Here is a 22,876-nt window from a genome sequence, read left to right on the forward strand (position 1 = left end):
TGAGGTGGACCGAATGAAAGTTTATAGTCAGGGGGACCAAGCAATTGTTGTGTCTTTGCGTGGTCAAGTGACACCTAATGCAACACAACGATTACTTGTTTTAAAGCATTATCTCGACGAACAAAATATTCCGTTTATAACAGAAATTGTTCCTACAGAAACAGATATGCTGATTTCTTATGATGCACAGATGATGATGAAACAATTGGATATAACATCACCATTTTTATATATGAAAGATTTTATCTTAGGAATAGATCTATCAGAAGAAAAATGGAAAAAGCAACGTAGATGTGTCAAAGTTCCTATGTATTATGGTGGAGAATATGGTCCACATCTAAAAGGTATTTTGGAAGAATTAGAACTGACGGAAGAATCATTTGTTCACTACCATACATCCAGTGACTATTTTGTATCAATGATGGGTTATTCACCAGGATTTCCATATTTATCAGGTGTTGATCCAAAAATAATTGTTAATCATACAGCATCAGAAAAACGATTTATTCCAGCAGGTTCGGTTATTCTAGAAAATAATAAATGTGGCATTACAACGATTGATACATATGAAGACTGGTTAGTGATTGGTTGGACGCCATTACAATTATTTGATTCAAGCAAAGAAGATTTTGCACACATTTCATTGGGAGATTATGTGAAATTTGATGCATTGCAAGAAGGGCGTGATATGTGATGACATTAATCATTGAAGATGGTGGGCTTTTTTCAAGTTTTCAAGATATTGGGCGACAGGGCTATGAACATTTGGGTATCATTCGTAGTGGTGCACTTGATATTGTTGCACATGAAATAGCCAATCGATTAGTTGGGAATCATCCAAGTGAAGCAACATTAGAAATGACTAATCGCATGGCACGCATACGCTTCACTGAAACTACTTTAATTGCACTATCAGGTGCTATTACTATTGCGCGTACAGATGATCGACAAATTAAAATTAATAAACTTTATTTGATGAATCAAGGAGATGTTCTACACTTTGATGCGCTACACAGAGGTGCGCGTGTTTATCTGGCTGTTGCAGGTGGTTTTGAACTTGATTCATGGTTGGGATCTGTGTCTACAGATACGCTCTCAAAAATTGGCGGATTTCAAGGACGTACATTGAAATCTGGTGATGAGATTAACTTAAAACGTAACTATCATCAAGGTCATCGTCAACTGTTTGAACGTTTAAAAGAAACAGGTACGACGACATGGGGCGTTGATGGTTATACATTATCATTTAACTATTTATCTGATGTGATACATGTCATTCCGAACAAAGGGACGGAAGATTTTGATGCAGATAGTTTACGATTATTTACACAACAAGAGTATGCAGTAACAAGCAAAGCAAATCGTATGGGGATTGTATTAGATGGTCTGCCGATAAAGGCACATTATGAAGGGATGCCCCCGCATCGATCTGTGAAACGAGGCACAATACAAGTTAAAAAAGATGGATCTCCGGTCATTTTGCTGAATGACCATTATACACTAGGAAGTTACCCACAAGTGGGGACCATTGCCACTTATCATTTATCAAAAATTGCACAAAAACGACAAGGGTCTAAAGTGAAATTTCAAATGATTGATATTGCACAAGCTGAACAGAATTTATTTAAATATCATAAATGGTGTCGTCATCTCTTTACGGGTATAGAATATCGTATGAAAGAAGAAATGTCTTAAGCAAGAGGATGTGAGAAGTGCAGTTAGAATTCGAGTAGAACGAGGAGACTAATTTGTACTATGGGAAACTGTTTGTGAGTATTCTGCTTCTCTAACACGGATAGAATGGAGACATAAAGCAATACTTTTGTTCCAATTCACTACAACTAGAGTCTGAATACAAAAAGAAAGTCATCCTCTATAATAAAAAGAGTAGCTGTATGAAAAGTGATTTTATTACAAAATTATCAAGTATTTTAAGGAACCTTTTTGGTTATCACTTGAAATTTGTCACTAATTCGTATATATTGTTATACTGAACTTATATTGAATGTTACAAGAAGATTACAAATAGATTAATTTAAAAATTAAAGCAAACGGTGCAGTGCATCGTTTTGTTCTAACATGCGGATTCGTGCTATTTTACTATAAAAAACCTAAGAGATGCATAATTAACGGGGGAACATACATGAAAAAAGGAAATAAAAAAATAGGGATTTTTACGTTTTTCTTATTGATGGTATTAACCATCTCATTGAAAACGTACTTTGCCTATTACGTGGACTTGTCACTTGGGGTGAAAGGACTTGTACAAAACTTAATACTTTTAATGAACCCATATAGTTTGGTTGCATTGATATTGAGTGTATTTCTATTTTTCAAAGGTAGAAAGGCATATTGGTTCATGTTTATTGGTGGCATTTTAATTACCATTGTATTGTATGCCAATGTTGTGTACTTCCGATTTTTCTCAGATTTCATTACATTTAGTACACTAAACCAAGTGAGCAATGTGGACTCGATGGGTGGAGCTGTCAGTGCGTCATTCCAATGGTATGACTTTGTATACTTTATAGATACTTTTGTGTACTTATTTGTATTAATGTTTAAACAAAAATGGTTGAGCAAACAGGTCTTCCATAAGAAGTTCGTTCCTGTAGTGATGGGGACAGCGATTGCGTTATTCTTCTTGAACCTAGCGTTTGCAGAGGCTGACCGCCCAGAATTGTTAACACGTACATTCGACCATAAATATTTAGTGAAATATTTAGGACCTTACAACTTCACTGTATATGACGGTGTAAAAACCATTGAAAACAATCAACAAAAAGCATTGGCTTCTGAAGATGATTTGACAGAAGTATTGAATTACTCTAAACAGAAAAATACAGAACCAAATCCAGAATACTATGGTAAGGCAAAAGGTAAGAACGTCATTAAAATTCACTTAGAAAGTTTCCAAACGTTCTTAATTAATAAAAAAGTAAATGGTGAAGAAGTGACACCATTTTTAAATAAGTTAGCTTCTGGACAAGATGACTTTAGATATTATCCAAACTTCTATCACCAAACAGGTCAAGGTAAGACATCAGATGCTGAATTTACAATGGATAATAGTTTATACGGCCTGCCACAAGGATCTGCCTTTTCATTAAAAGGTGACAACACGTTCCAATCATTACCAGCCATTTTACACCAACAACAAGACTATACGACAAACGTGATGCATGGTGATTACAAAACTTTCTGGAACCGTGATCAAGTATATAGACACTTTGGTATTGATAAGTTTTATGATGCAACATACTATGATATGTCACCTGAAAACTTAGAGAATTTAGGATTAAAGGACAAAAAATTCTTTGAAGAGTCAGCGGAATATCTTGATAAAGAAAAAGAGCCGTTCTATTCTCATTTAGTGACACTGACAAACCACTATCCATTCATGTTGAGTGAAGAAGATGCAACAATTGAAAAAAGTGATACAGGTAACAATACAGTAGATGGATATATTCAGACAGCGCGTTACTTAGATGAATCAGTTGAAGCATTCATTGAAGATTTGAAACGTCGTGGTCTTTATGAAGACTCAGTCATCGTTCTTTATGGTGACCATTATGGTATCTCAGAAAATCATAATAAAGCAATGAGTGAGTTACTAGGTGAACCAATTACACCAGCAAAATTCAATGACTTAAATAAAACTGGTTTTTGGATTAAAGCACCAGGTGTTGAACCAAAAGTAGATGAAACATACGCTGGACAAGTTGATGTGATGCCAACATTGCTTCACTTACTTGGTATTGATACATCTAACTACTTAATGTTAGGTACAGACATGTTGTCAAAAGATCACCAAGAAGTGGTACCATTCCGTAATGGTGACTTTGTAACAAAAGATTACAAGTATGTAAATGGTAAGGTGTACAACAATAAAGATAATGAACCAATGGAGACACCACCAGCAGACTTGGATAAAATGAAGCAGCAAGTTCAAACAGACCTTGAAGTTTCAGATAAAATCTTGAACGGTGACTTATTCCGATTCTATGACAATCCGGACTTTAATAAAGTAGATCCAACGAAATATAAATATGAAGCGGGTTCTAAAGGTGAAAAATAGAACCAAAAAAGCGACTGACTTTACACATTGTGTGCAAAGCCAGTCGCTTTTTGAGTAGATATGCATGCTTAACCTAATGCAACATCTAATATCATCATAATTGTGAATCCGAGCATTAAGCTCAAGGTCGCGAGGTCAGTATTTTCACCAGATTGTGAGTCGGGAATTAATTCTTCAACGACAACGAAAATCATGGCACCTGCAGCAAAAGCGAGTGCATAAGGCAAGATAGGTGTGACAATGAGAACAGCTGCAGCACCTAACGTCGCAAAAACAGGTTCTACAAGTGCAGAGCCTTGCCCGTAGTTAAAAGATTTCCATTTAGATTGGCCGGCAGCATGCATTGGTAGTGAAAGGGCAGCACCTTCAGGAATATTTTGAATCCCAATACCGATTGCGAGACCTAATGCACCAAGTAATGTTGCATGTTCATTCCCAGTTGCTACTCCGCCAAATGCAACACCAATTGCGAGACCTTCAGGAATGTTGTGTAGTGTGATTGCAAGAAAAAGTAAGGTATTCTTACTCAATCCAGTTTCAACCCCTTCAACTTTTTGAGAGCGGTCTTGCGCATTGCGGTGCATATGTGGAATCACGTAGTCTAAAGAACGAATAAAGATACCGCCGAGTAAAAAGCCAATTGCGGCAGGTAACCATGGATACGAACTATCTGAGCTGCTTTCGATGGCAGGTTGCAATAATGACCAAAAACTTGCAGCAATCATGATACCCGCTGCAAATCCTTGCATGGAACTTAATATTTTTTGATTTACTGTTTTAAATAAAAATACCGTAGCGGCACCAAGTGCAGTGAGTAACCATGTAATTAATCCTGCAATAAGTGCTTGTACAAATGGTGGGCTATCGGCAATGTAATTCAACATAGCGTTTGTCTCCTTGTATCATTTGAATAGAAAAAAAGGTATAATAGATAGAACTGATTTAAGATTAACAGATATAGTTGAGTAAATCTATAAGGTAAAAGGAAGTATGTTGGATGGCAGCGTATAAAATTGAACATTTAAATAAATCATTTGCTGATAAAGTGATATTTGATGACTTAGAATTTGCAGTTTCTGACAAAGAGCGTGTTGGTTTGGTAGGGATTAATGGAACAGGTAAAAGCTCTTTATTAAAAGTAATCGCTGGTATGGATGAAGATTTTGATGGTGAAGTGACACACCCTAAACAATACCGTATTCGTTATGCATCACAACAACATTATTTAAATGAAGAAATGACTGTATATGATGTCGTGTATAGTGCAGATACTGAAACATTGAAGGCCATTAAGCGATATGAGTTGGCAACATCACAATATGCAGCGTTACAGACAGATAAAGCTTTAGATGAAATGATGACAGCACAATCTGAAATGGATCGATTGGCCGCATGGGACTACAGTGCAGAGATTAAAACAATTTTATCGAAGTTAGGCATTCATGATACAACAAAACGTATTGGAGAGTTATCGGGTGGGCAACAAAAACGTGTGGTATTAGCACGAACATTGATAGAACAACCAGACTTACTCCTATTAGATGAGCCAACCAACCATTTAGACTTTGAATCGATTCATTGGTTGATTAACTTTGTAAAATCTTATCCGAAAACGGTTGTATTTGTTACGCATGATCGCTACTTTTTAAATGAAGTCTCGACACGTATTGTTGAGTTACAGCGTGGTAAACTATCATCGTATCCAGGAAATTATGAAACGTATATTGAAATGCGTGCGGAACAAGAAGCAGTTGTGGCAAAACAACAAACGAAACAACGGGCCTTGTTCAAGCAAGAACTAGCATGGATGCGTGCAGGCGTTAAGGCGAGAACTACAAAGCAACAAGCACGCCAAGATCGTTTCAAAGTGTTAGAAGCTCAAGTGAAATCACAACATACACAAGAAAAAGGATCATTGAATCTAGCACATTCACGATTGGGAAAACAAGTGTTTGAGTTAGAAAACATTGGTAAAACAATCAATAATCGTAAACTTTTTGATGGCTTAACTACAATTATTCAAAAAGGTGTGCAAATTGGTATTGTTGGAGAGAATGGTGCAGGTAAAACAACATTACTCAATATTTTAGCAGGTGAAGATACGGACTATAGTGGTGTATTAAAAGTGGGGCAAACAGTAAAGGTTGCTTACTTTAAACAAACGGATGAACGTTTAAAACAAGATATTCGTATGATTGACTTTTTACGTGAAGAACAAGAAGTGGCGAAACAACAAGATGGTACAACTGTTTCAGTCACACAATTATTAGAACAGTTTTTATTCCCAACACAAACACATGGCAAGAAGGTTTATAAATTGTCAGGTGGGGAACAGAAACGTCTATACTTATTACGCTTACTTGTTCATCAACCAAATGTGTTGCTACTAGACGAACCGACAAATGATTTAGATACTGAAACTTTAACAATATTAGAGGATTATATTCAGACATTTGGAGGAACAGTGATTACAGTGAGCCATGATCGCTATTTCTTAGATAAAGTGGTGGATTATTATTGGTATGTTCATGATGGTCAAGTCGATATGATACTTGGTCGTTTTGAAGACTATTTAGCTTTCAAAAAAGAACAAGAAATGGCTGTTGAAGTACAAGAAAAGCCAGTGAATACAACATCAAAAAAACCTAAGAAACGTGGGTTATCTTATAAAGAAAAACGTGAATATGAACTGTTACTAACAAGAATTGATGAGGCAGAAACACGCTTATCAGCAATTGATGAAGAGATGGTTGCTGCAGTTGCAGATTATACAGTAATTCAAACATTGAACGATGAAAAAGCCTCACTAGAAATACAGTATGAACAGGATATGACACGTTGGAGTGAACTAGAAGAAATTATGGAACAGTAAGAGGGATCCAGATGGAAGAGGTACTATCGCATTATTTCGGATATCAGAAATTTAGACCCGGACAACGAGAAATTATTTCATATGTTTTGGACGGACAACATACATTAGGTGTGTTACCAACTGGTGGTGGTAAATCTCTTTGTTATCAAGTACCAGGACTTAAATTATCTGGAACAACTTTGGTGATTAGTCCACTTATATCACTAATGAAAGACCAAGTTGATCAACTTAAAACGATGGGTGTTTCAGCTGCTTATTTAAATAGCAGCCAAAGCACCAAGGAACAACAAGAGATTGAAGCGCAGTTGCGTGCTGGAGAGATTAAGTTTTTATACGTTGCGCCAGAGCGATTAGAACAACCACGCTTTGTTGCGTTATTACGTCGCTTGTCAATTGCGTTAGTCGCATTTGATGAAGCACATTGTATTTCTAAATGGGGACATGACTTTCGCCCGAGTTATCAAGCTGTTATTCATACAGTACTTGCATTACCACAGCGCTTTGCAATCGTTGCATTGACAGCTACAGCAACAGCAGAAGTACAACAAGATATTATGCAGCGTTTGTATATTCAGTCGAATCATGTAGTTAAAACGAGTATTAAACGCCGTAACCTCATATTCGAAGTAAACCCAACATATCAGCGCGAAAAGTTTGTGATTCAATATATCAAACAGCATGCACAAGCTTCAGGTATCGTTTACTGTGCGACACGCAAACAAGTCGAGGCACTGCACAATGCATTAGAAGATGCAGGTGTCTCTGCCACGTTCTATCACGCAGGACGTTCAGCAAAAGAAAGGGAAGCGGCACAAAATGATTTCTTATATGATCGCACGCGTGTGGTTGTCGCAACGAATGCATTCGGTATGGGGATTGATAAATCAAATGTTAGATTTGTGATTCATTATAATATGCCGGGTGATTTGGAATCATATTATCAAGAAGCCGGGCGTGCTGGACGTGATGGTCTAGAAAGTGACTGTATTTTATTATTTACGGAACGCGATATTGGACTACATGAATATTTCATTACATCATCTAAAGCAGATGAAGATTACCAGGATAAAATGGGTGAAAAATTAACGAAAATGATCCATTACACTAAGACGAAGCAGTGCTTGGAAGCGACACTCGTTCATTATTTTGAACCGAATGAACGTCTTGAAGAATGTGGTCATTGTAGCAATTGTATTGCCAAAAATAAGACATATGATATGACGAAAGAAGCAAAAATGATTATTAGTTGTGTGGCCCGTCTAAACCAGCAAGAGTCATATCAAACAGTGATTCAAGTTCTGCGTGGTGAACAATCTGATTACATTCAGCATCAAGGATTTTCAGACTTGTCGACTTATGGCATTATGAAAGAGTATACGACCGGTGAGTTACATCACTTGATTGATGAAATGCGTTTTAAAGGTTATCTAAATGCGCAAGATGAGATTCTATTATGTGATGATACGGTGAAGCAAATACTTAAGGATGAAACACAGGTCCATACCACACCATTCCGACGTAAATCTAAAGAGATTGTTAAGATCAATACAGTGGAAGGCGTTGACCGAAAACTTTTAGAGCAACTCTTAGAAGTACGTCAGAAATTGAGTGATAAGTTGCAGGTACCACCTGTAAATATTTTTACAGATTTTACATTGGAAGAGTTTGCGAAACGAAAACCAACTTCAAAACAAGATATGATTCAAATAGAAGGTGTGGGAAGCTATAAACTGAAGCACTATTGTCCTGCCTTTTTAGAAGTCATACAAGCCTATAAAACAACTGCATAAACTAAATAATCAAAACACTGGCAAGCAGATGATGAATAAGTCTGTGGTAACCAGTGTTTTTACTTTGTTCAAAATGACAAATAAGCAAATAGAAATAAAAGTTTAAAAAAATATGTTTAAATAAGGGTAATCATTCGCGATACGGGTATGATATTTTTAAGATGTTAAATAATTAAAAAGAAGTGAGACAATGATTAAATTTGAAAATGTATCGAAACGTTATGGTGACAAAACAGTTGTCGATCGTGTCAATATAGAAGTAAAAGAAGGGGAGTTTTTTGTGCTTATTGGCCCTTCTGGTTCAGGTAAGACAACGACAATGAAAATGATTAATCGCTTGATCGACTTATCTGAAGGCTATATCTATTTTAAAGGAAAGCCAGTAAGTGATTATTCTGTGTACGAAATGCGTTGGGATATGGGGTATGTATTACAACAAATCGCTCTTTTCCCTCATTTGACCATTCGTGATAATATTGCGCAAGTCCCGTTGATGAAACAATGGAAAAAGCAAGAAATCGATGCACGTGTGGATGAATTATTAGAGATGGTTGGATTGCCACCCGAACAATATCGTGATCGAATGCCAAGCGAACTTTCAGGAGGACAACGTCAACGTGTAGGTGTCGTCCGAGCTTTGGCAGCAGATCCACCAGTTATATTGATGGATGAGCCATTTAGTGCATTAGACCCTATCACTAGAGAAAAGCTTCAAGATGATTTACTTAACTTACAGAGTAAAATAAAAAAAACGATTGTATTTGTAACACATGATATTGAAGAAGCATTTAAATTAGGAGATCGTATTTGTCTATTAAATCAAGGGCGTGTTGAACAAATTGGGACGCCGAATGAATTTGTTAAAACGCCTAAAAATGAATTCGTACAACAGTTCATTGGTGACTTAACAAGTGTCGTGCTCAATCATTTCACAATTGGTAAAATTGCTGAATTGGCAGGTTCACCGACTTCAGAGAATGAAACGAACTTGCCAATCGTCCATCGAGGAGATGCAGTCAGTGATGTCTATCGTGAACTTGCAACGCATGAAGCGGTGTTAATTGAAGTGGATGGCCAACGTTGGCGACTGACACGAGAAGATATATTCCGCTTCCTCTCTCAAAATAAGGGAGGTGATGCACGATGAATACATTTATTTCAACACTTGCTGAACGTAAAGGTGAACTACTCAGTGCATTACTTGAACATATTGAGCTATCCTTTATCGCATTACTCATTGCTGTGCTCATCGGTGTACCACTCGGTATTTTATTAACGAAAACACCGAAGTTATCAGAACCTATTATTAATGTGGCGGCTGTACTTCAAACGATTCCGTCGCTCGCTTTACTTGGTTTGATGATTCCATTATTTGGTATTGGGACAGTACCAGCTGTGATTGCACTCGTTATCTATGCGTTATTACCAATTTTGCGTAATACGTATACAGGCATTGTAGGCGTTGATCCATCGCTGATTGAAGCGGCAAAAGGGATTGGGATGAAGCCTGCACGTCGACTACTTCGTGTAGAACTGCCACTTGCAATGCCGGTTATTATGGCAGGTGTGCGTACTGCAATGGTTTTAATTATTGGAACAGCAACGCTCGCCGCATTGATTGGTGCAGGTGGTTTAGGTGACTTGATATTATTAGGTATCGATCGAAATAATACGTCATTGATTCTAATTGGTGCGATTCCCGCTGCATTACTTGCTATTGCATTTGATATTATTTTAAGTATACTCAGTCGCGTATCATACCGTAAAATGTTAGGGACACTTGCAGCAATCCTCATTGTGATGTTAGGTGTTTCATTAGCTCCTATGTTAGCGAATAAAAACGATGAAATTACAGTTGCAGGTAAGTTAGGAACAGAACCGTCTATTATTACAAATATGTATAAGATCATCATTGAAGAAGAAACAGATGCTACGGTTGATGTTAAAGACGGAATGGGGAAAACAACGTTCCTATTCAATGCTTTGAAGGCAGATGAGATAGATGGTTATTTAGAGTTTACAGGAACTGTGTTAGGTGAGCTAACGAAAGAATCACCAAAATCGAATGAAGAAAAAGAAGTATACCAACAGGCGAAAACAAGCTTGGAATCAAAATATGATATGACATTGCTTAAACCGATGAAATACAATAATACGTATGCATTGGCAGTGAAAAGATCATTTGCTGAAGAACACGATTTAAAAACAATCAGTGATTTGAAGCGTGTAGAGAGTGAGATGAAACCTGGATTTACATTAGAATTTAATGACCGTGAAGATGGCTATCCTAAAGTACAGAAGACATATGATTTGAATTTCAATCAAGTCAAAACAATGGAGCCGAAATTACGCTATCAAGCTGTTGAAAAAGGGGATATCAATTTGATTGATGCCTATTCAACTGATGCAGAATTAAAACAATATGATATGGTCGTATTAGAAGATGATCAACACGTGTTCCCACCATATCAAGGAGCACCTCTCTTTAAACAAGCTTTTCTTGATGAACATCCAGAAGTTGTCAAAGCATTGAATCAGCTTGAAGGTAAAATCTCAGATGAAGAAATGCAAGATATGAACTATCGTGTTGCAGAGAAAGGTGAGCGTCCTTACGATGTCGCAAAAGACTATCTAAAAAAGAATCACTTAATTGATTAGTTATAAAACGAAGTAGAATGTTTTTGATTCTACTTCGTTTTTTACAAAGAAAAGAAAGGAATCAACACTAGCTATTTAACGCGTTAATGGTTATAATAGTTAACATATTTTAAATTTTCAGAAATATATGGAGGTCATGAATATGAAGTCACAAATTTCTCAGTTGCGTGCATATACGCCTGGTTTATCACCAGAAGCATTAAAGAAAAAGTTAGGCATTACAGGTGAGTTACATAAGCTTGCATCCAATGAAAATGTCTATGGCCCATCACCCAAAGCGAAAGAAGCCATTAAGTCACATGTAGATGACTTATTTTTATACCCTGAACCAAATGCGCCATTATTACAAGAGGTGATTGCGACACACTATGGTGTAGACCAAGACCAGGTTGTATTTGGTGCAGGTTTAGATGAAATGATTGTAATTATTTCACGTACTACCATTCGTTCTGGAGATAAGGTCGTAACGAGTGAAGGAACATTTGGTCAATATTTCCACAATGCTGTTGTTGAAGATGCTAATATTGTCCAAGTCCCTTTACAAGACGGGACTTTTGATCTAGATGGTATTGCAGAAGCTGTGGATGATGAAACGGCACTTGTATGGATTTGTAACCCGAATAATCCGACAGGTACATATCATAATGCAGATGCAATTGAAGCTTTTATTCAAAAAATACCATCTCACGTTACCATTTTATTCGATGAGGCCTACGCTGAATATGTGACAGCAGATGACTATCCAGATACGATTGAACTAATGAAAAAGTATGACAACATTGCAATGTTGCGCACATTCTCCAAAGCATACGGCTTAGCAGGGTTGCGTATTGGATATATGATTGCACCAATGTCATTAGCTGAACAACTCAATGTGATTCGTCCGCCATTTAATACAACACGTTTATCTGAACAAGCGGCTTTAGCAGCATTCAAAGATCAAACATATTTAGAAAAAACTGTGGCATTGAATAAAGAAGAACGTGAAAAGTTTGAGAACATTGATACAACATTGAAATTATATCCAACACAAACAAACTTTATTTTTGTCGAAACAGATCGTGTGGCAGAATTAGATGAAGCATTACTTAAGGCTGGAATTATTGCACGTGCCTTTCCAAATGGTGTGCGTATTACTTTCGGTTTCCCTGAACAGAATACAGCAATTCGTGAAGTGCTATCCCAATTTTAAGATCTGTCTGAAAGGAAGTTAAGGTAACAATTTGCTATAATAAATACAGTTAGACAGTCACAAGGAGCGATAGCATGAGAGAATCAATTGGAATTGATATGGATGAAGTTTTAGCGGACACATTAGGAGCGATTTTAGATGAATTTAATCGCCGAACGGAATTAGGCATTACCATTGAAGCGATGATAGGACAAAAGATATATAATATCATGCCTGAACATAAAAAATTGGTTCGTGAAATTTTAGAAGAGGATGGCTTCTTTGGGCGTTTACCGGTCATTAAAGATGCGCAAGAAGTTGTAGAAAAGTTAGCTGAGAAGTATGATGTATATATTGTTACTGCGGCAATGGATGTCCCTACTTCTTTCCATGATAAATATGAATGGTTACTTGAACATTTTCCATTTTTAGATCCACAGCAGTTTGTATTTTGTGGACGTAAAAATATTGCAGCAACAGATTATTTAATTGATGATAATCCAAAACAACTCAGTATTTTTAAAGGGAAACCATTAATGTTTGGTGCCCCACATAACCAAGGAAATACAGACTTTGAACGCTTAGAAAACTGGCGTGAAGTAGAAGACTACTTTTTAAAATAAGACATTATAGAGACACCTCCTTTGACTTATCAAAAGAGGTGTCTCTATATTTTACAAGGGAGAAGTGGAAGACGGGCTAACATATCTTGTTATAAAACGACTTCTTCATCAATATAAGTCTTTCATTTTCTAAAATGGTATTATAAAAACAGGCATTCCCGCAAGTGGGAAATGCCTGTTTTTTATGAATTATTTAACACCTTGCATTAAGTTTTTAATGAATGGTGAAGCAATGAATAATAACACACCGATGGCAAGGGCAATACTTCCTGAATATAAGAAGTATTGGTTTGAGCTAATAGCTGTATAAACTGTAACCATTTGCGCATTGATACCTTGTGCCATAGCGTTTGATAAGAACCATACACTCATCATTTGCGCTGTAAAGGCTTCAGGTGCCAATTTAGTTGTTGTTGATAAACCAATTGGTGATAAGCAAAGCTCACCTAATGTAACGATTAAGAAACTTGCTACTAACCAGAATGGATTAATCAATTCTGCACCTGTAGATAATGGAATAACCATGATTAAGTATGAAACACCCGCTAATAATACACCAATCGCAAACTTAAGAACAGTTGGTGGATTAAAGCGTCCAAGTTTCACCCATAAAATTGAGAACAATGGTGCAAATGCAACAATGAATAATGGGTTCAATGATTGGAACCAAGCAGGTGGGATGTGGAAATCAATTAAGCCACCTGTTACTTTTGCTAAATCAAGTTGTGTTTTTGTATCAGCAAACTGTGCTAGCACTGTTGAACCTTGTTCTTGGATCATCCAGAATGCAACAGAAGCGATAAATAATGGAATATATGCATAGACACGTTTACGTTCGTAGTCTGCTGTTTTTTTACTTGTAAGCATTTTAACGAAATAGAATAATGGTAAACCAACACCTAAGAATGTAACAAAGTTAGCGAAGTTAGCAATGTTAAGTTGTCCCATCATAGAGAGTACCACACACACAACTACAATGATGACAGCAACGACACTAATAATTTTGATAAACTTTGAACGTTCTTCTTTCGTTAATGGGTCAGGTACTTCTAACCCTGCTAAACCTAAATACTTTTTGTTTGTTAAAAAATATGTAAGTAATCCGAAGAACATTCCGACTGCTGCAATAGCAAATCCAGCATGGAATCCAATATTAATTTGTGTCCAACCAATGATTAAAGGTGAAATTAAAGCACCTAGATTGATTGACATATAAAAGATTGTGAATGCTGAGTCCATTCTTGGGTCATTCTTTTCATATAATAAGCCGACTGTTGATGAAATATTTGGTTTCAATAAACCTGTCCCGATAATCAAGAATAATAGTGCGACTAATAAGAGTGTGAAGTTATTCGGTAGTGATAATAGGATGTGACCTACCATGATGAGAATACCACCGTAGAATAACGCATGTCGTGTACCGATGATACGGTCGGCAATCCAACCACCAATAACACCACTCATATAAATGAGCGCACCATACATAGATACAATTTGAAGTGCAACGCCTTGATCAAGACCGAAGCCACCTTTGGCTACAGAGTAATAAATGTAATAAGCTAAAATGGCTTTCATACCATAGTAACTAAATCTCTCCCAAAACTCTGTAAAGAACAGGGTGCTCAGCCCTTTTGGATGACCAAAGAAACCCGTACGTGGAGTACTGTTAATGATCTCTTCCCTTGTGTAATGTTTGCTCATAATACCGTCCCTTCCTTTTTGAGAGTTAAAACTATTTTATACCTATTAAATAGTTTTAACAAGAAAATTCTGAAAAAATAACATTTCTAATTTTTCATCAATTAAAAAAATGAGTGATGAATGTACAAATTTGTCTCATTCATCACTCGTTCTTATCGATTATATAATGCTTTTCAAACAGGTATTAGCGGTTATCAATTGTTTCTGGATAAAGATCATGATTCATCATACGATATTCAGCCATTTTTTCATATTTACTATTTGGTCGACCATAATTTGTATACGGGTCAATTGAGATACCACCGCGTGGCGTGAATTTACCCCAAACTTCAATATAGTGGGGATCCATTAAGTCAATGAGGTCATTCATAATAATGTTCATACAATCTTCATGGAAGTCCCCATGATTACGAAAACTGAATAAATAAAGTTTTAATGACTTTGACTCAACCATTTTAACATTTGGAATATATGAAATATAAATCGTTGCAAAGTCAGGTTGTCCAGTAATTGGACACAGTGACGTAAATTCTGGGCAATTAAATTTAACAAAGTAATCACGACCTTGATGCTTGTTGTCGAATGACTCTAAGACATCTGGACGATAGTCAAAGTTGTACGTATTATTTTGGTTACCAAGTAATGTGATATCTTTTAAGTCTTCTTTTGAACGTCCTTCAGACATAGTAAGACCTCCTGTATTATTATGATTTAGATTGTTGTCGTTTTGGTGATGTTGAGCGACGTGCAGCTTCAAACATATAATAACTTGCTGTCAGAATAATCACGTAGCCAATCACTGCATAGAAGTCAGGTGATTCTCCAAATAGGATAAACCCAATAAGGGCAGTAAATAAAATTGATGCGTACGTAAAAATAGAAATATCTTTGGCAGGTGCATAACTATAAGCAACAGTGACGCCGATTTGTCCGACAGCAGCCGATAATCCTGCAAAAACTAAATAAGTCATCTGCATCGTAGTCATAGGCTCATATGTGAATAGTACAAATGGTAATAGTGCGACAACTGAAAAGAATGAGAAGTAAAATACAATTGTGTATGGTGCTTCTCGTGTGCTCAGGGCACGGACTGTTGTATAAGCGCCAGCAGCAAAAATACCAGATAACAATCCGATTACAGCAGGTAATACATCGGATGAGAACTCTGGTTGAACAACAAAGAGCATTCCAATAATCGCAACAATCATTGCGACAAATTGATAGCGTGCAATATGTTCTTTTAAAATAATCAAACTTAATAGAATGGTCCAAAATGGATTGAGTTTCATCAAAATATCCGCATCACTCAATACCATATGGTCAATCGCATATATATTGAGTAGAACACCTGTTAAGCCAAGCATTGATCGAGTGATTAATAAAGGCTGGCTACTCAACTTACCAAAAAAGGGTTGTTTATATTTTAAGATGAAAAACAAGGGGATAAACATCGCAACAAAATTTCTCGCCAATGACTTTTGAAAGACAGGCAAATCGCCAGCAAGACGAAAAAAAACTGCCATGAAGCTAAAACCAATAGCAGAAATTAAAATAGCGATAATGCCTTTCATTTTTGAATTCATTTAATCGCCTCTACATAAACTAAATTTTCAACGTTTCTATAGTAGCATAAAAGAATGGGTTGTGCTACATTTCAATTTTTTGCTTTTATGTTCAAAATGATGGTACATTAAGTGCATTGATTTTTAAGCAATAAGGTGTATAATAATATACGAACAAATGTTCTGTTATCGAAGTTCCTAATTTTTGCAAGAGAAAAACAAGCAGTTTACCCAAATAAATTTTTTAAAATCTCTTTATACATTGATACCATCGCTTTTTAATGAATTGTGGTTTGAACATGTAACATTTTTCTCTTTCTTTTAAATGTGGTCTTAGGTATAATAAAGCACAGAATGTTGTATTCATATTACGAAATACACACTATATATTGTGTTTTGCACTGTTTGAATACAATATATGCATCTTAGTTAGTTAACTTATATAAGACAGGATGCATGTACGTGATTTAAGATGCTAGAAAGAGTATCTAATACTCCGTGATTCTGCAACTTAATATGAATCTTGTCTACATATATTTTTAAATAAATACAGAATATACGTTCTGTTTTCGGGAGATATCATAACCACTTCATTCTTTATATCGAATGGGTTTGAGACATGATAAGTTCGTGCTCTGGGAAACCGATTGTCATTGTTTGAGAAGCAGAATTTTCGACAGAATTTCGCGGTTCGATAAAATCAAAAAGCGATTTTATGCATTGATCGAATTCTGTGCAATTTCTAAGCCTTCTCTCACAACCTCGTTTCAAACGGTGTTCCAACAGCAAGATTTTGTCCCAATCTCACTGTTTAGTGATAGAGTGTGAAAGGCGGTCGTTTTATGAAAATTGTTTATTATTCTTTTACAGGGAATGTGAGACGATTTCTCAAGCGTACAGAATTAAATAATTTGTATGAAATTACAGAAGAAAATGCCTCTGAGAAAGTTTCAGAGCCATTTATTTTAGTTACAGGGACAATTGGTTTTGGAGAAGTGCCAGCACCTGTTGACCAATTTTTAAAAGAAAACCATAGCATGCTGAGAGGTGTTGCTGGCAGTGGTAATCGAAATTGGGGCAATAACTTTGCTAAAGCGGGCGTGACTATTTCAGAAACATATCAGGTTCCTTTGCTGATGAAGTTTGAATTGCATGGTACTTTAAAAGATACTATTGAGTTTAAAGAGAAGGTGGTTAATTTTGATGAAAGCTATGGAAGAGAAGCACTACAATCATATTGAGTTAAATAATGAAGTAACGAAAAGAAACGAGAACGGCTTCTTTAACTTGGAAAAAGACCAAGAAGCCTTAAATGTCTATTTAGAAGAGATTCATGATAAAACAGTCCACTTTGATAGCGAACTTGCCCGCCTTCATTTCTTAGTTGCAAATCAGTTCTATTACAATGTATTTAATGATTATACAGAGGCACAATTACAAGACATCATCGACTTTGCGAATGCATTGTCGTTTAAATTTGCCAGTTATATGTCAGCAAGTAAGTTTTTCAAAGATTACGCTTTAAAAACAAATGATAAATCACAATATCTAGAAAATTACCACCAACACGTTACAATCGTATCGCTTTACTTAGCGAAAGGTGATGTGGCATTAGCGAAACGTTTTGTTCAAGCGATGATTGAACAACGTTATCAACCAGCCACTCCGACATTCTTAAATGCTGGACGTGCAAGACGCGGTGAATTAGTGTCATGTTTCTTATTAGAAGTCGATGATAGCTTGAATTCTATCAACTTTATTGATTCTACAGCAAAACAATTAAGTAAAATTGGTGGCGGTGTAGCGATCAACTTATCTAAGTTACGTGCGCGTGGCGAAGCAATCAAAGGTATCAAAGGTGTGGCAAAAGGTGTATTACCCGTTGCAAAATCACTTGAAGGTGGCTTTAGCTATGCTGACCAACTTGGCCAACGCCCAGGTGCAGGTGCTGTTTATTTAAATATTTTCCATTATGATGTGGAAGAATTTTTAGATACGAAAAAGGTAAATGCGGATGAAGACTTACGTTTATCTACTATTTCAACTGGATTAATTGTGCCTTCTAAGTTTTTTGACTTAGCGAAAGAGGGCAAAGATTTCTATATGTTTGCACCGCATACAGTTGAACAAGAATATGGTATTACATTAGATGATATCAACATCGATGAATACTATGATCGTCTTGTTGAGAACCCAAATATTATGAAGAAAAGCAAAGATGCACGTGAAATGCTGAATATGATTGCACAAACACAATTGCAATCAGGTTATCCATATTTGATGTTTAAAGATAATGCAAACCGTGTACATGCGAACAGTAATATTGGCCAAATTAAAATGAGTAATTTATGTACAGAAATTTTCCAACTTCAAGAAACATCAATTATTAATGATTATGGTATTGAAGATGAAATTAAACGTGATATTTCATGTAACTTAGGTTCATTGAATATTGTAAATGTGATGGAGTCTGATAAATTTAGTGATTCTGTTCATACAGGTATGGATGCATTAACAGTTGTAAGTGATGAAGCGAATATTCAAAATGCACCAGGTGTAAAAAAAGCGAATAGCGAGCTACATTCAGTAGGACTTGGTGTCATGAACTTACATGGTTATTTAGCGAAAAACCAAATCAACTATGAGTCTGAAGAAGCAAAAGATTTTGCGAATGTGTTCTTTATGATGATGAACTATTATTCAATTGAACGCTCAATGCAAATTGCGAAAGAACGTGGTGAAGCATTCAAAGGATTTGAACAATCTGACTATGCGAGTGGTCGTTATTTTGAACGCTACACAACACAAGACTTCTTACCACAGTATGATAAAGTGAAGACATTGTTTGAACCACATCACGTGCCAACACAAGAAGATTGGCGTGCATTGGAAGCAGATGTAAAAAAATATGGTCTTTACCATGCCTATCGTTTAGCGATTGCACCAACACAAAGTATTTCATATGTGCAAAACGCAACAAGCTCAGTCATGCCAATCGTTGATCAAATTGAACGCCGTACGTATGGAAATGCTGAGACATTCTATCCAATGCCATTCTTGTCACCACAAACAATGTGGTACTATAAGTCAGCATTTAACACAGATCAAATGAAGTTAATCGACTTAATCGCAACAATTCAAACACATATTGACCAAGGTATCTCAACGATTTTATATGTTAACTCAGATATTTCAACACGAGAATTGGCACGTCTCTATGTATATGCACATCATAAAGGGCTTAAATCACTCTATTATACGCGCAATAAATTATTAAGCGTTGAAGAATGTACAAGTTGTGCAATATAGAACGGATAAAGTGATAAACAGTGAATGATTGTCGTGTTTGAAGGAATAAAGACCTTCATATACACGATATCACTTGCTACTGATATAGGAAAAATGATAGATAGGAGATTTTATGTCAATGATTGCTGTTAACTGGAATACACAAGAAGACATGACGAATATGTTTTGGCGCCAAAATATTGCACAGATGTGGGTGGAAACAGAATTTAAGGTTTCTAAAGATATCGCAAGCTGGAAAACTTTAACGGAAGCAGAGCAAGATGCATTTAAAAAGGCATTGGCAGGCTTAACAGGGTTAGATACGCACCAAGCTGATGATGGCATGCCGTTAATTATGATGCATACGAAAGATTTACGAAAAAAAGCTGTGTATTCATTCATGGGAATGATGGAGCAAATTCATGCGAAAAGTTACTCACATATCTTTACGACATTATTACCTTCTAAAGAAACGAATGAATTATTAGATAAATGGGTGTTAGAAGAACCACATTTGAAATTTAAATCTGAAAAAATTGTTGGTAATTATCATAAATTATGGAAAAAAGAAGCATCTATTTATGATCAATACATGGCACGTGTTTCAAGTGTCTTCTTAGAAACATTCTTATTCTATTCTGGTTTTTATTACCCACTGTATTTAGCGGGACAAGGTCGTATGACAACATCAGGTGAGATTATCCGTAAAATCTTATTAGATGAGTCTATCCATGGTGTTTTTACAGGATTAGATGCGCAAAGTTTACGTAATGAATTATCAGAGAGCGAAAAACAACAAGCAGATCGTGAAATGTACAAGATGTTAGAAGAACTATATGCCAATGAAGAATCATATACACATAGTTTGTATGATCCAATCGGTTTAACAGAAGATGTTTTAAACTACGTTCGTTATAACGGTAATAAAGCATTATCAAACTTAGGATTTGAACCTTATTTCGAAGAGTGTGAGTTCAATCCGATTATTGAAAACGCATTGGATACAACAACGAAAAACCATGACTTCTTCTCTGTAAAAGGTGATGGTTACACACTTGCCTTAAATGTTGAGGCATTGCGTGATGAAGACTTTTTATTTTAAATAAATAGTCGATAAAAGAAGCGGTACGCACAAGTTACAAAGTGCGTACCGCTTCTTTTGCTATTAAATTTCAAAGTAGTGATGATAATGAAACTGGCATCGACTATTGAACAAGGCATGGCAATTTGGACAATGTGTATGATCCATATAACTACGAATGGTCATTTCGTGTTGGCAAACACCACAGAGAATCGCTTTTGTATGCTCAAAAGTATCTGAAGGCCATGGTTCAACAGGATGTGTTTCGTCTTCTTCATGACAATGGATGCACGGGTAGTATTTGTTACAACATTTGAACTTAATCGCAATAATATCAACATCCGTATGATAATGTTTACAACGTGTTTGATGATCTATTGTTGCACCATATACGTGTACCATCGTCATTATCCTTTAAGTGTTGAATCATCATCGAGAGATTCACCAATAATACGAACTTCACGCTCAAGTTTGACATCAAACTTTTCTTTGACAACTTGTTGAACATGTTTGATTAGGTTTTCATAATCTGTTGCAGTCCCATGGTCAACATTCACCATAAAGCCAGCATGTTTTTTTGAAACTTCAACACCACCCACACGATGTCCTTGTAGTTCTGCATCTTGAATTAACTTACCTGCAAAATGTCCTGGTGGGCGACGGAAAACACTACCACATGAAGGATATTCGAGTGGTTGTTTTGATTCGCGTCGTTCTGTAAGATCATCCATGACTTCTTGAATCTCCTCTTGTTTTCCAGGAGTGAGTGTAAAAGCAGCTTCTAATACAACATAATGCTCACTTTGAATAATACTGTTGCGATAATCTAATGCAAGTTCATTATGTGTCAGTTGCAGCATTTCACCTTTTTCATTAATGACGCGCGCATAATCAATGACATCTTTAATTTCTCCTCCATATGCGCCTGCATTCATATAAACGGCACCGCCGACTGAACCAGGAATTCCACATGCAAACTCAAGGCCAGTTAAAGATAAGTCACGTGCTTTTCGAGATACATCGATAATGGCTGCACCACTACCAGCAATGATATTTGCATCAGATGCTTGAATATGGTTGAGTTCTAACAAGCTCAATACAATACCACGAATACCGCCATCGCGAATAATAATATTTGATCCATTTCCTAAGTAAGTCACAGGAATTTCATGTGTATAAGCATATTTCACAACTTGTTGTACATCTTCATATTGTTTAGGTGAAATATAAAAATCAGCAATACCACCTGTTTCTGTATACGTATATTTTTTTAGGGGTTCATTTACTTTAATAATGTCTTCTGGGACAATTTTTTTAAGGTCTTGCAAGATGTTCGAATTCATTCTTTGTAACATCCTTTCTATTATCATTACTTCTATTTTAACTGTTCTTATCCTTCAAAGTCATGTATCAACTCATCAAGTCACTATAACATTGAACGAAGCTGTGCAAATAATGATTGCTTATCTTGTTCATAATCTCTAATTTTTTGACTTTCAGAGAATAATCTTTGTTTTTGCTCTTTAAAATAGTTGATTGCTTCAGGAGACTCGGTTAGTAATTGATCAATCGCAATATACTCATCGAATAATGGTGTGTTGCGCTGTATGATATGTAGGCGGACTTGTTGTTTTAAATCTGATAAGTTATGAAAGCGCGCCATCATGACTTTCTTGTGATAGGTGTGATGCAATCGATAAAATCCTGCATAGTTTAATCGCTTTTCATCTAATGATGTAATGTCGTGTAGGTTATCTACACCGACTAAAATATCAAGGATGGGTTCTGTTGGATAATTGAAATGCTTAGTTCCTCCAATGTGCTGCGTTGATTTGATTGGAGAATCTAACAGTTCAAATAATAAAGTACGATAGTTATCGTATTGTTGTGCAGTGTGATCTTTCGGTAAATGGGTTACGAAAGGTTGAACATATGGATACATGGAGGCCTCCTCGTTGCTTCTGTACATATAATGCTATAATTCTGCATTACTATAACATATATCATTTTCAAGTTAAATATGTTTCGGTATAATACGAACTGTTAAGAGGT

General features: G+C 36.1%; 19 protein-coding genes. 12 read left to right on the forward strand and 7 right to left on the reverse strand.

Going from position 1 to position 22,876, the window contains the following annotated elements:
* The first annotated feature begins 13 nt into the window (after positions 1-13).
* The 3 genes from MUA88_RS02120 (at position 14) to ltaS (ending at position 4,078) form a co-directional block, all read left to right on the forward strand.
* A complete protein-coding gene (locus MUA88_RS02120) occupies positions 14-694 on the forward strand; it encodes a carboxyltransferase domain-containing protein (RefSeq protein WP_262604511.1) in 681 nt (226 codons plus the stop codon).
* A complete protein-coding gene (locus tag MUA88_RS02125; protein ID WP_262605706.1) occupies positions 694-1,695 on the forward strand; it encodes a 5-oxoprolinase subunit C family protein in 1,002 nt (333 codons plus the stop codon). The genes MUA88_RS02120 and MUA88_RS02125 overlap by 1 nt, the downstream gene beginning before the upstream one ends.
* 448 nt (positions 1,696-2,143) lie before the next feature.
* Positions 2,144-4,078 (forward strand): polyglycerol-phosphate lipoteichoic acid synthase LtaS, encoded by a 1,935-nt coding sequence (gene ltaS / locus MUA88_RS02130; protein ID WP_262604513.1) that lies wholly within the window; start codon positions 2,144-2,146, stop codon positions 4,076-4,078.
* A 68-nt stretch (positions 4,079-4,146) separates the two neighbouring features.
* Here ltaS and MUA88_RS02135 read toward each other — a convergent pair whose 3' ends face one another.
* Positions 4,147-4,962 (reverse strand): ZIP family metal transporter, encoded by an 816-nt coding sequence (locus MUA88_RS02135; RefSeq protein ID WP_262604514.1) that lies wholly within the window; start codon positions 4,960-4,962, stop codon positions 4,147-4,149.
* A gap of 113 nt (positions 4,963-5,075) precedes the next feature.
* Between MUA88_RS02135 and MUA88_RS02140 the strand changes: the two genes are divergently transcribed.
* The 6 genes from MUA88_RS02140 (at position 5,076) to MUA88_RS02165 (ending at position 13,192) form a co-directional block, all read left to right on the forward strand.
* Entirely contained in the window at positions 5,076-6,950 is a 1,875-nt protein-coding gene (locus MUA88_RS02140; protein WP_262604515.1) for an ABC-F family ATP-binding cassette domain-containing protein, read from the forward strand.
* Positions 6,951-6,961: 11 nt separating this feature from the next.
* Positions 6,962-8,740, forward strand: coding sequence for a DNA helicase RecQ (recQ, locus tag MUA88_RS02145; RefSeq protein WP_262604516.1), 1,779 nt, complete (start codon positions 6,962-6,964; stop codon positions 8,738-8,740).
* A 190-nt stretch (positions 8,741-8,930) separates the two neighbouring features.
* Positions 8,931-9,887, forward strand: coding sequence for an ABC transporter ATP-binding protein (locus tag MUA88_RS02150; protein WP_262604517.1), 957 nt, complete (start codon positions 8,931-8,933; stop codon positions 9,885-9,887).
* Positions 9,884-11,398 (forward strand): ABC transporter permease/substrate-binding protein, encoded by a 1,515-nt coding sequence (locus tag MUA88_RS02155; RefSeq protein WP_262605707.1) that lies wholly within the window; start codon positions 9,884-9,886, stop codon positions 11,396-11,398. Before MUA88_RS02150 ends, MUA88_RS02155 begins: the two co-directional genes overlap by 4 nt.
* A gap of 142 nt (positions 11,399-11,540) precedes the next feature.
* Positions 11,541-12,590 (forward strand): histidinol-phosphate transaminase, encoded by a 1,050-nt coding sequence (gene hisC, locus MUA88_RS02160; protein ID WP_262604519.1) that lies wholly within the window; start codon positions 11,541-11,543, stop codon positions 12,588-12,590.
* A 74-nt stretch (positions 12,591-12,664) separates the two neighbouring features.
* Entirely contained in the window at positions 12,665-13,192 is a 528-nt protein-coding gene (locus MUA88_RS02165) for a 5' nucleotidase, NT5C type (RefSeq protein WP_262605708.1), read from the forward strand.
* Between the two features lie 189 nt (positions 13,193-13,381).
* Here the strand turns inward: MUA88_RS02165 and MUA88_RS02170 are convergent, their stop codons facing one another.
* The 3 genes from MUA88_RS02170 to MUA88_RS02180 all read right to left on the reverse strand — a co-directional run bounded on the left by MUA88_RS02170 (position 13,382) and on the right by MUA88_RS02180 (position 16,476).
* Positions 13,382-14,893, reverse strand: a complete 1,512-nt coding sequence (locus tag MUA88_RS02170; RefSeq protein ID WP_262604521.1) for a peptide MFS transporter — start codon at positions 14,891-14,893, stop codon at positions 13,382-13,384.
* Between the two features lie 184 nt (positions 14,894-15,077).
* On the reverse strand, positions 15,078-15,578 hold the full coding sequence (gene queF, locus MUA88_RS02175) for a preQ(1) synthase (RefSeq protein ID WP_262604522.1): 501 nt from the start codon (positions 15,576-15,578) through the stop codon (positions 15,078-15,080).
* 19 nt (positions 15,579-15,597) lie between these two features.
* Entirely contained in the window at positions 15,598-16,476 is an 879-nt protein-coding gene (locus MUA88_RS02180; protein WP_262604523.1) for a DMT family transporter, read from the reverse strand.
* Positions 16,477-17,297: 821 nt separating this feature from the next.
* Between MUA88_RS02180 and nrdI the strand changes: the two genes are divergently transcribed.
* The 3 genes from nrdI (at position 17,298) to nrdF (ending at position 20,845) form a co-directional block, all read left to right on the forward strand.
* Positions 17,298-17,696, forward strand: a complete 399-nt coding sequence (gene nrdI, locus MUA88_RS02185) for a class Ib ribonucleoside-diphosphate reductase assembly flavoprotein NrdI (RefSeq protein WP_262604524.1) — start codon at positions 17,298-17,300, stop codon at positions 17,694-17,696.
* Positions 17,659-19,764, forward strand: a complete 2,106-nt coding sequence (nrdE, locus tag MUA88_RS02190; RefSeq protein ID WP_262604525.1) for a class 1b ribonucleoside-diphosphate reductase subunit alpha — start codon at positions 17,659-17,661, stop codon at positions 19,762-19,764. The genes nrdI and nrdE overlap by 38 nt, the downstream gene beginning before the upstream one ends.
* Positions 19,765-19,882: 118 nt before the next feature.
* The gene (gene nrdF, locus MUA88_RS02195; protein ID WP_262605934.1) at positions 19,883-20,845 is read left to right on the forward strand and encodes a class 1b ribonucleoside-diphosphate reductase subunit beta; all 963 of its coding nucleotides are present in this window, start codon (positions 19,883-19,885) and stop codon (positions 20,843-20,845) included.
* A 63-nt stretch (positions 20,846-20,908) separates the two neighbouring features.
* On the opposite strand, the gene MUA88_RS02200 is transcribed toward nrdF, so the two are convergent.
* The 3 genes from MUA88_RS02200 to MUA88_RS02210 form a co-directional block, all read right to left on the reverse strand.
* Positions 20,909-21,226: a CHY zinc finger protein gene (locus tag MUA88_RS02200; protein ID WP_262604526.1), complete on the reverse strand. Its 318-nt coding sequence runs from the start codon at positions 21,224-21,226 to the stop codon at positions 20,909-20,911.
* 5 nt (positions 21,227-21,231) lie between these two features.
* Positions 21,232-22,167, reverse strand: coding sequence for a UDP-N-acetylmuramate dehydrogenase (gene murB, locus MUA88_RS02205; protein WP_481906560.1), 936 nt, complete (start codon positions 22,165-22,167; stop codon positions 21,232-21,234).
* 83 nt (positions 22,168-22,250) lie between these two features.
* Positions 22,251-22,766 carry a GrpB family protein gene (locus MUA88_RS02210; RefSeq protein WP_262605709.1) on the reverse strand — a complete coding sequence of 172 codons (516 nt, stop codon included), beginning with the start codon at positions 22,764-22,766 and terminating at the stop codon, positions 22,251-22,253.
* Between the last annotated feature and the right edge of the window lie 110 nt (positions 22,767-22,876).

Origin of the sequence: Staphylococcus sp. IVB6240, assembly GCF_025558425.1 — a bacterium.
GTDB lineage: Bacteria > Bacillota > Bacilli > Staphylococcales > Staphylococcaceae > Staphylococcus.

Coding starts and splice junctions, on each gene's coding strand:
- MUA88_RS02120 (WP_262604511.1), top strand. CDS start 14: ATGAAAGTTTATAGTCAGGGGGACCAAGCAATTGTTGTGTCTTTGCGT.
- MUA88_RS02125 (WP_262605706.1), top strand. CDS start 694: ATGACATTAATCATTGAAGATGGTGGGCTTTTTTCAAGTTTTCAAGAT.
- ltaS (WP_262604513.1), top strand. CDS start 2,144: ATGAAAAAAGGAAATAAAAAAATAGGGATTTTTACGTTTTTCTTATTG.
- MUA88_RS02135 (WP_262604514.1), bottom strand. CDS start 4,962: ATGTTGAATTACATTGCCGATAGCCCACCATTTGTACAAGCACTTATT.
- MUA88_RS02140 (WP_262604515.1), top strand. CDS start 5,076: ATGGCAGCGTATAAAATTGAACATTTAAATAAATCATTTGCTGATAAA.
- recQ (WP_262604516.1), top strand. CDS start 6,962: ATGGAAGAGGTACTATCGCATTATTTCGGATATCAGAAATTTAGACCC.
- MUA88_RS02150 (WP_262604517.1), top strand. CDS start 8,931: ATGATTAAATTTGAAAATGTATCGAAACGTTATGGTGACAAAACAGTT.
- MUA88_RS02155 (WP_262605707.1), top strand. CDS start 9,884: ATGAATACATTTATTTCAACACTTGCTGAACGTAAAGGTGAACTACTC.
- hisC (WP_262604519.1), top strand. CDS start 11,541: ATGAAGTCACAAATTTCTCAGTTGCGTGCATATACGCCTGGTTTATCA.
- MUA88_RS02165 (WP_262605708.1), top strand. CDS start 12,665: ATGAGAGAATCAATTGGAATTGATATGGATGAAGTTTTAGCGGACACA.
- MUA88_RS02170 (WP_262604521.1), bottom strand. CDS start 14,893: ATGAGCAAACATTACACAAGGGAAGAGATCATTAACAGTACTCCACGT.
- queF (WP_262604522.1), bottom strand. CDS start 15,578: ATGTCTGAAGGACGTTCAAAAGAAGACTTAAAAGATATCACATTACTT.
- MUA88_RS02180 (WP_262604523.1), bottom strand. CDS start 16,476: ATGAATTCAAAAATGAAAGGCATTATCGCTATTTTAATTTCTGCTATT.
- nrdI (WP_262604524.1), top strand. CDS start 17,298: ATGAAAATTGTTTATTATTCTTTTACAGGGAATGTGAGACGATTTCTC.
- nrdE (WP_262604525.1), top strand. CDS start 17,659: ATGAAAGCTATGGAAGAGAAGCACTACAATCATATTGAGTTAAATAAT.
- nrdF (WP_262605934.1), top strand. CDS start 19,883: ATGATTGCTGTTAACTGGAATACACAAGAAGACATGACGAATATGTTT.
- MUA88_RS02200 (WP_262604526.1), bottom strand. CDS start 21,226: ATGGTACACGTATATGGTGCAACAATAGATCATCAAACACGTTGTAAA.
- murB (WP_481906560.1), bottom strand. CDS start 22,167: ATGAATTCGAACATCTTGCAAGACCTTAAAAAAATTGTCCCAGAAGAC.
- MUA88_RS02210 (WP_262605709.1), bottom strand. CDS start 22,766: ATGTATCCATATGTTCAACCTTTCGTAACCCATTTACCGAAAGATCAC.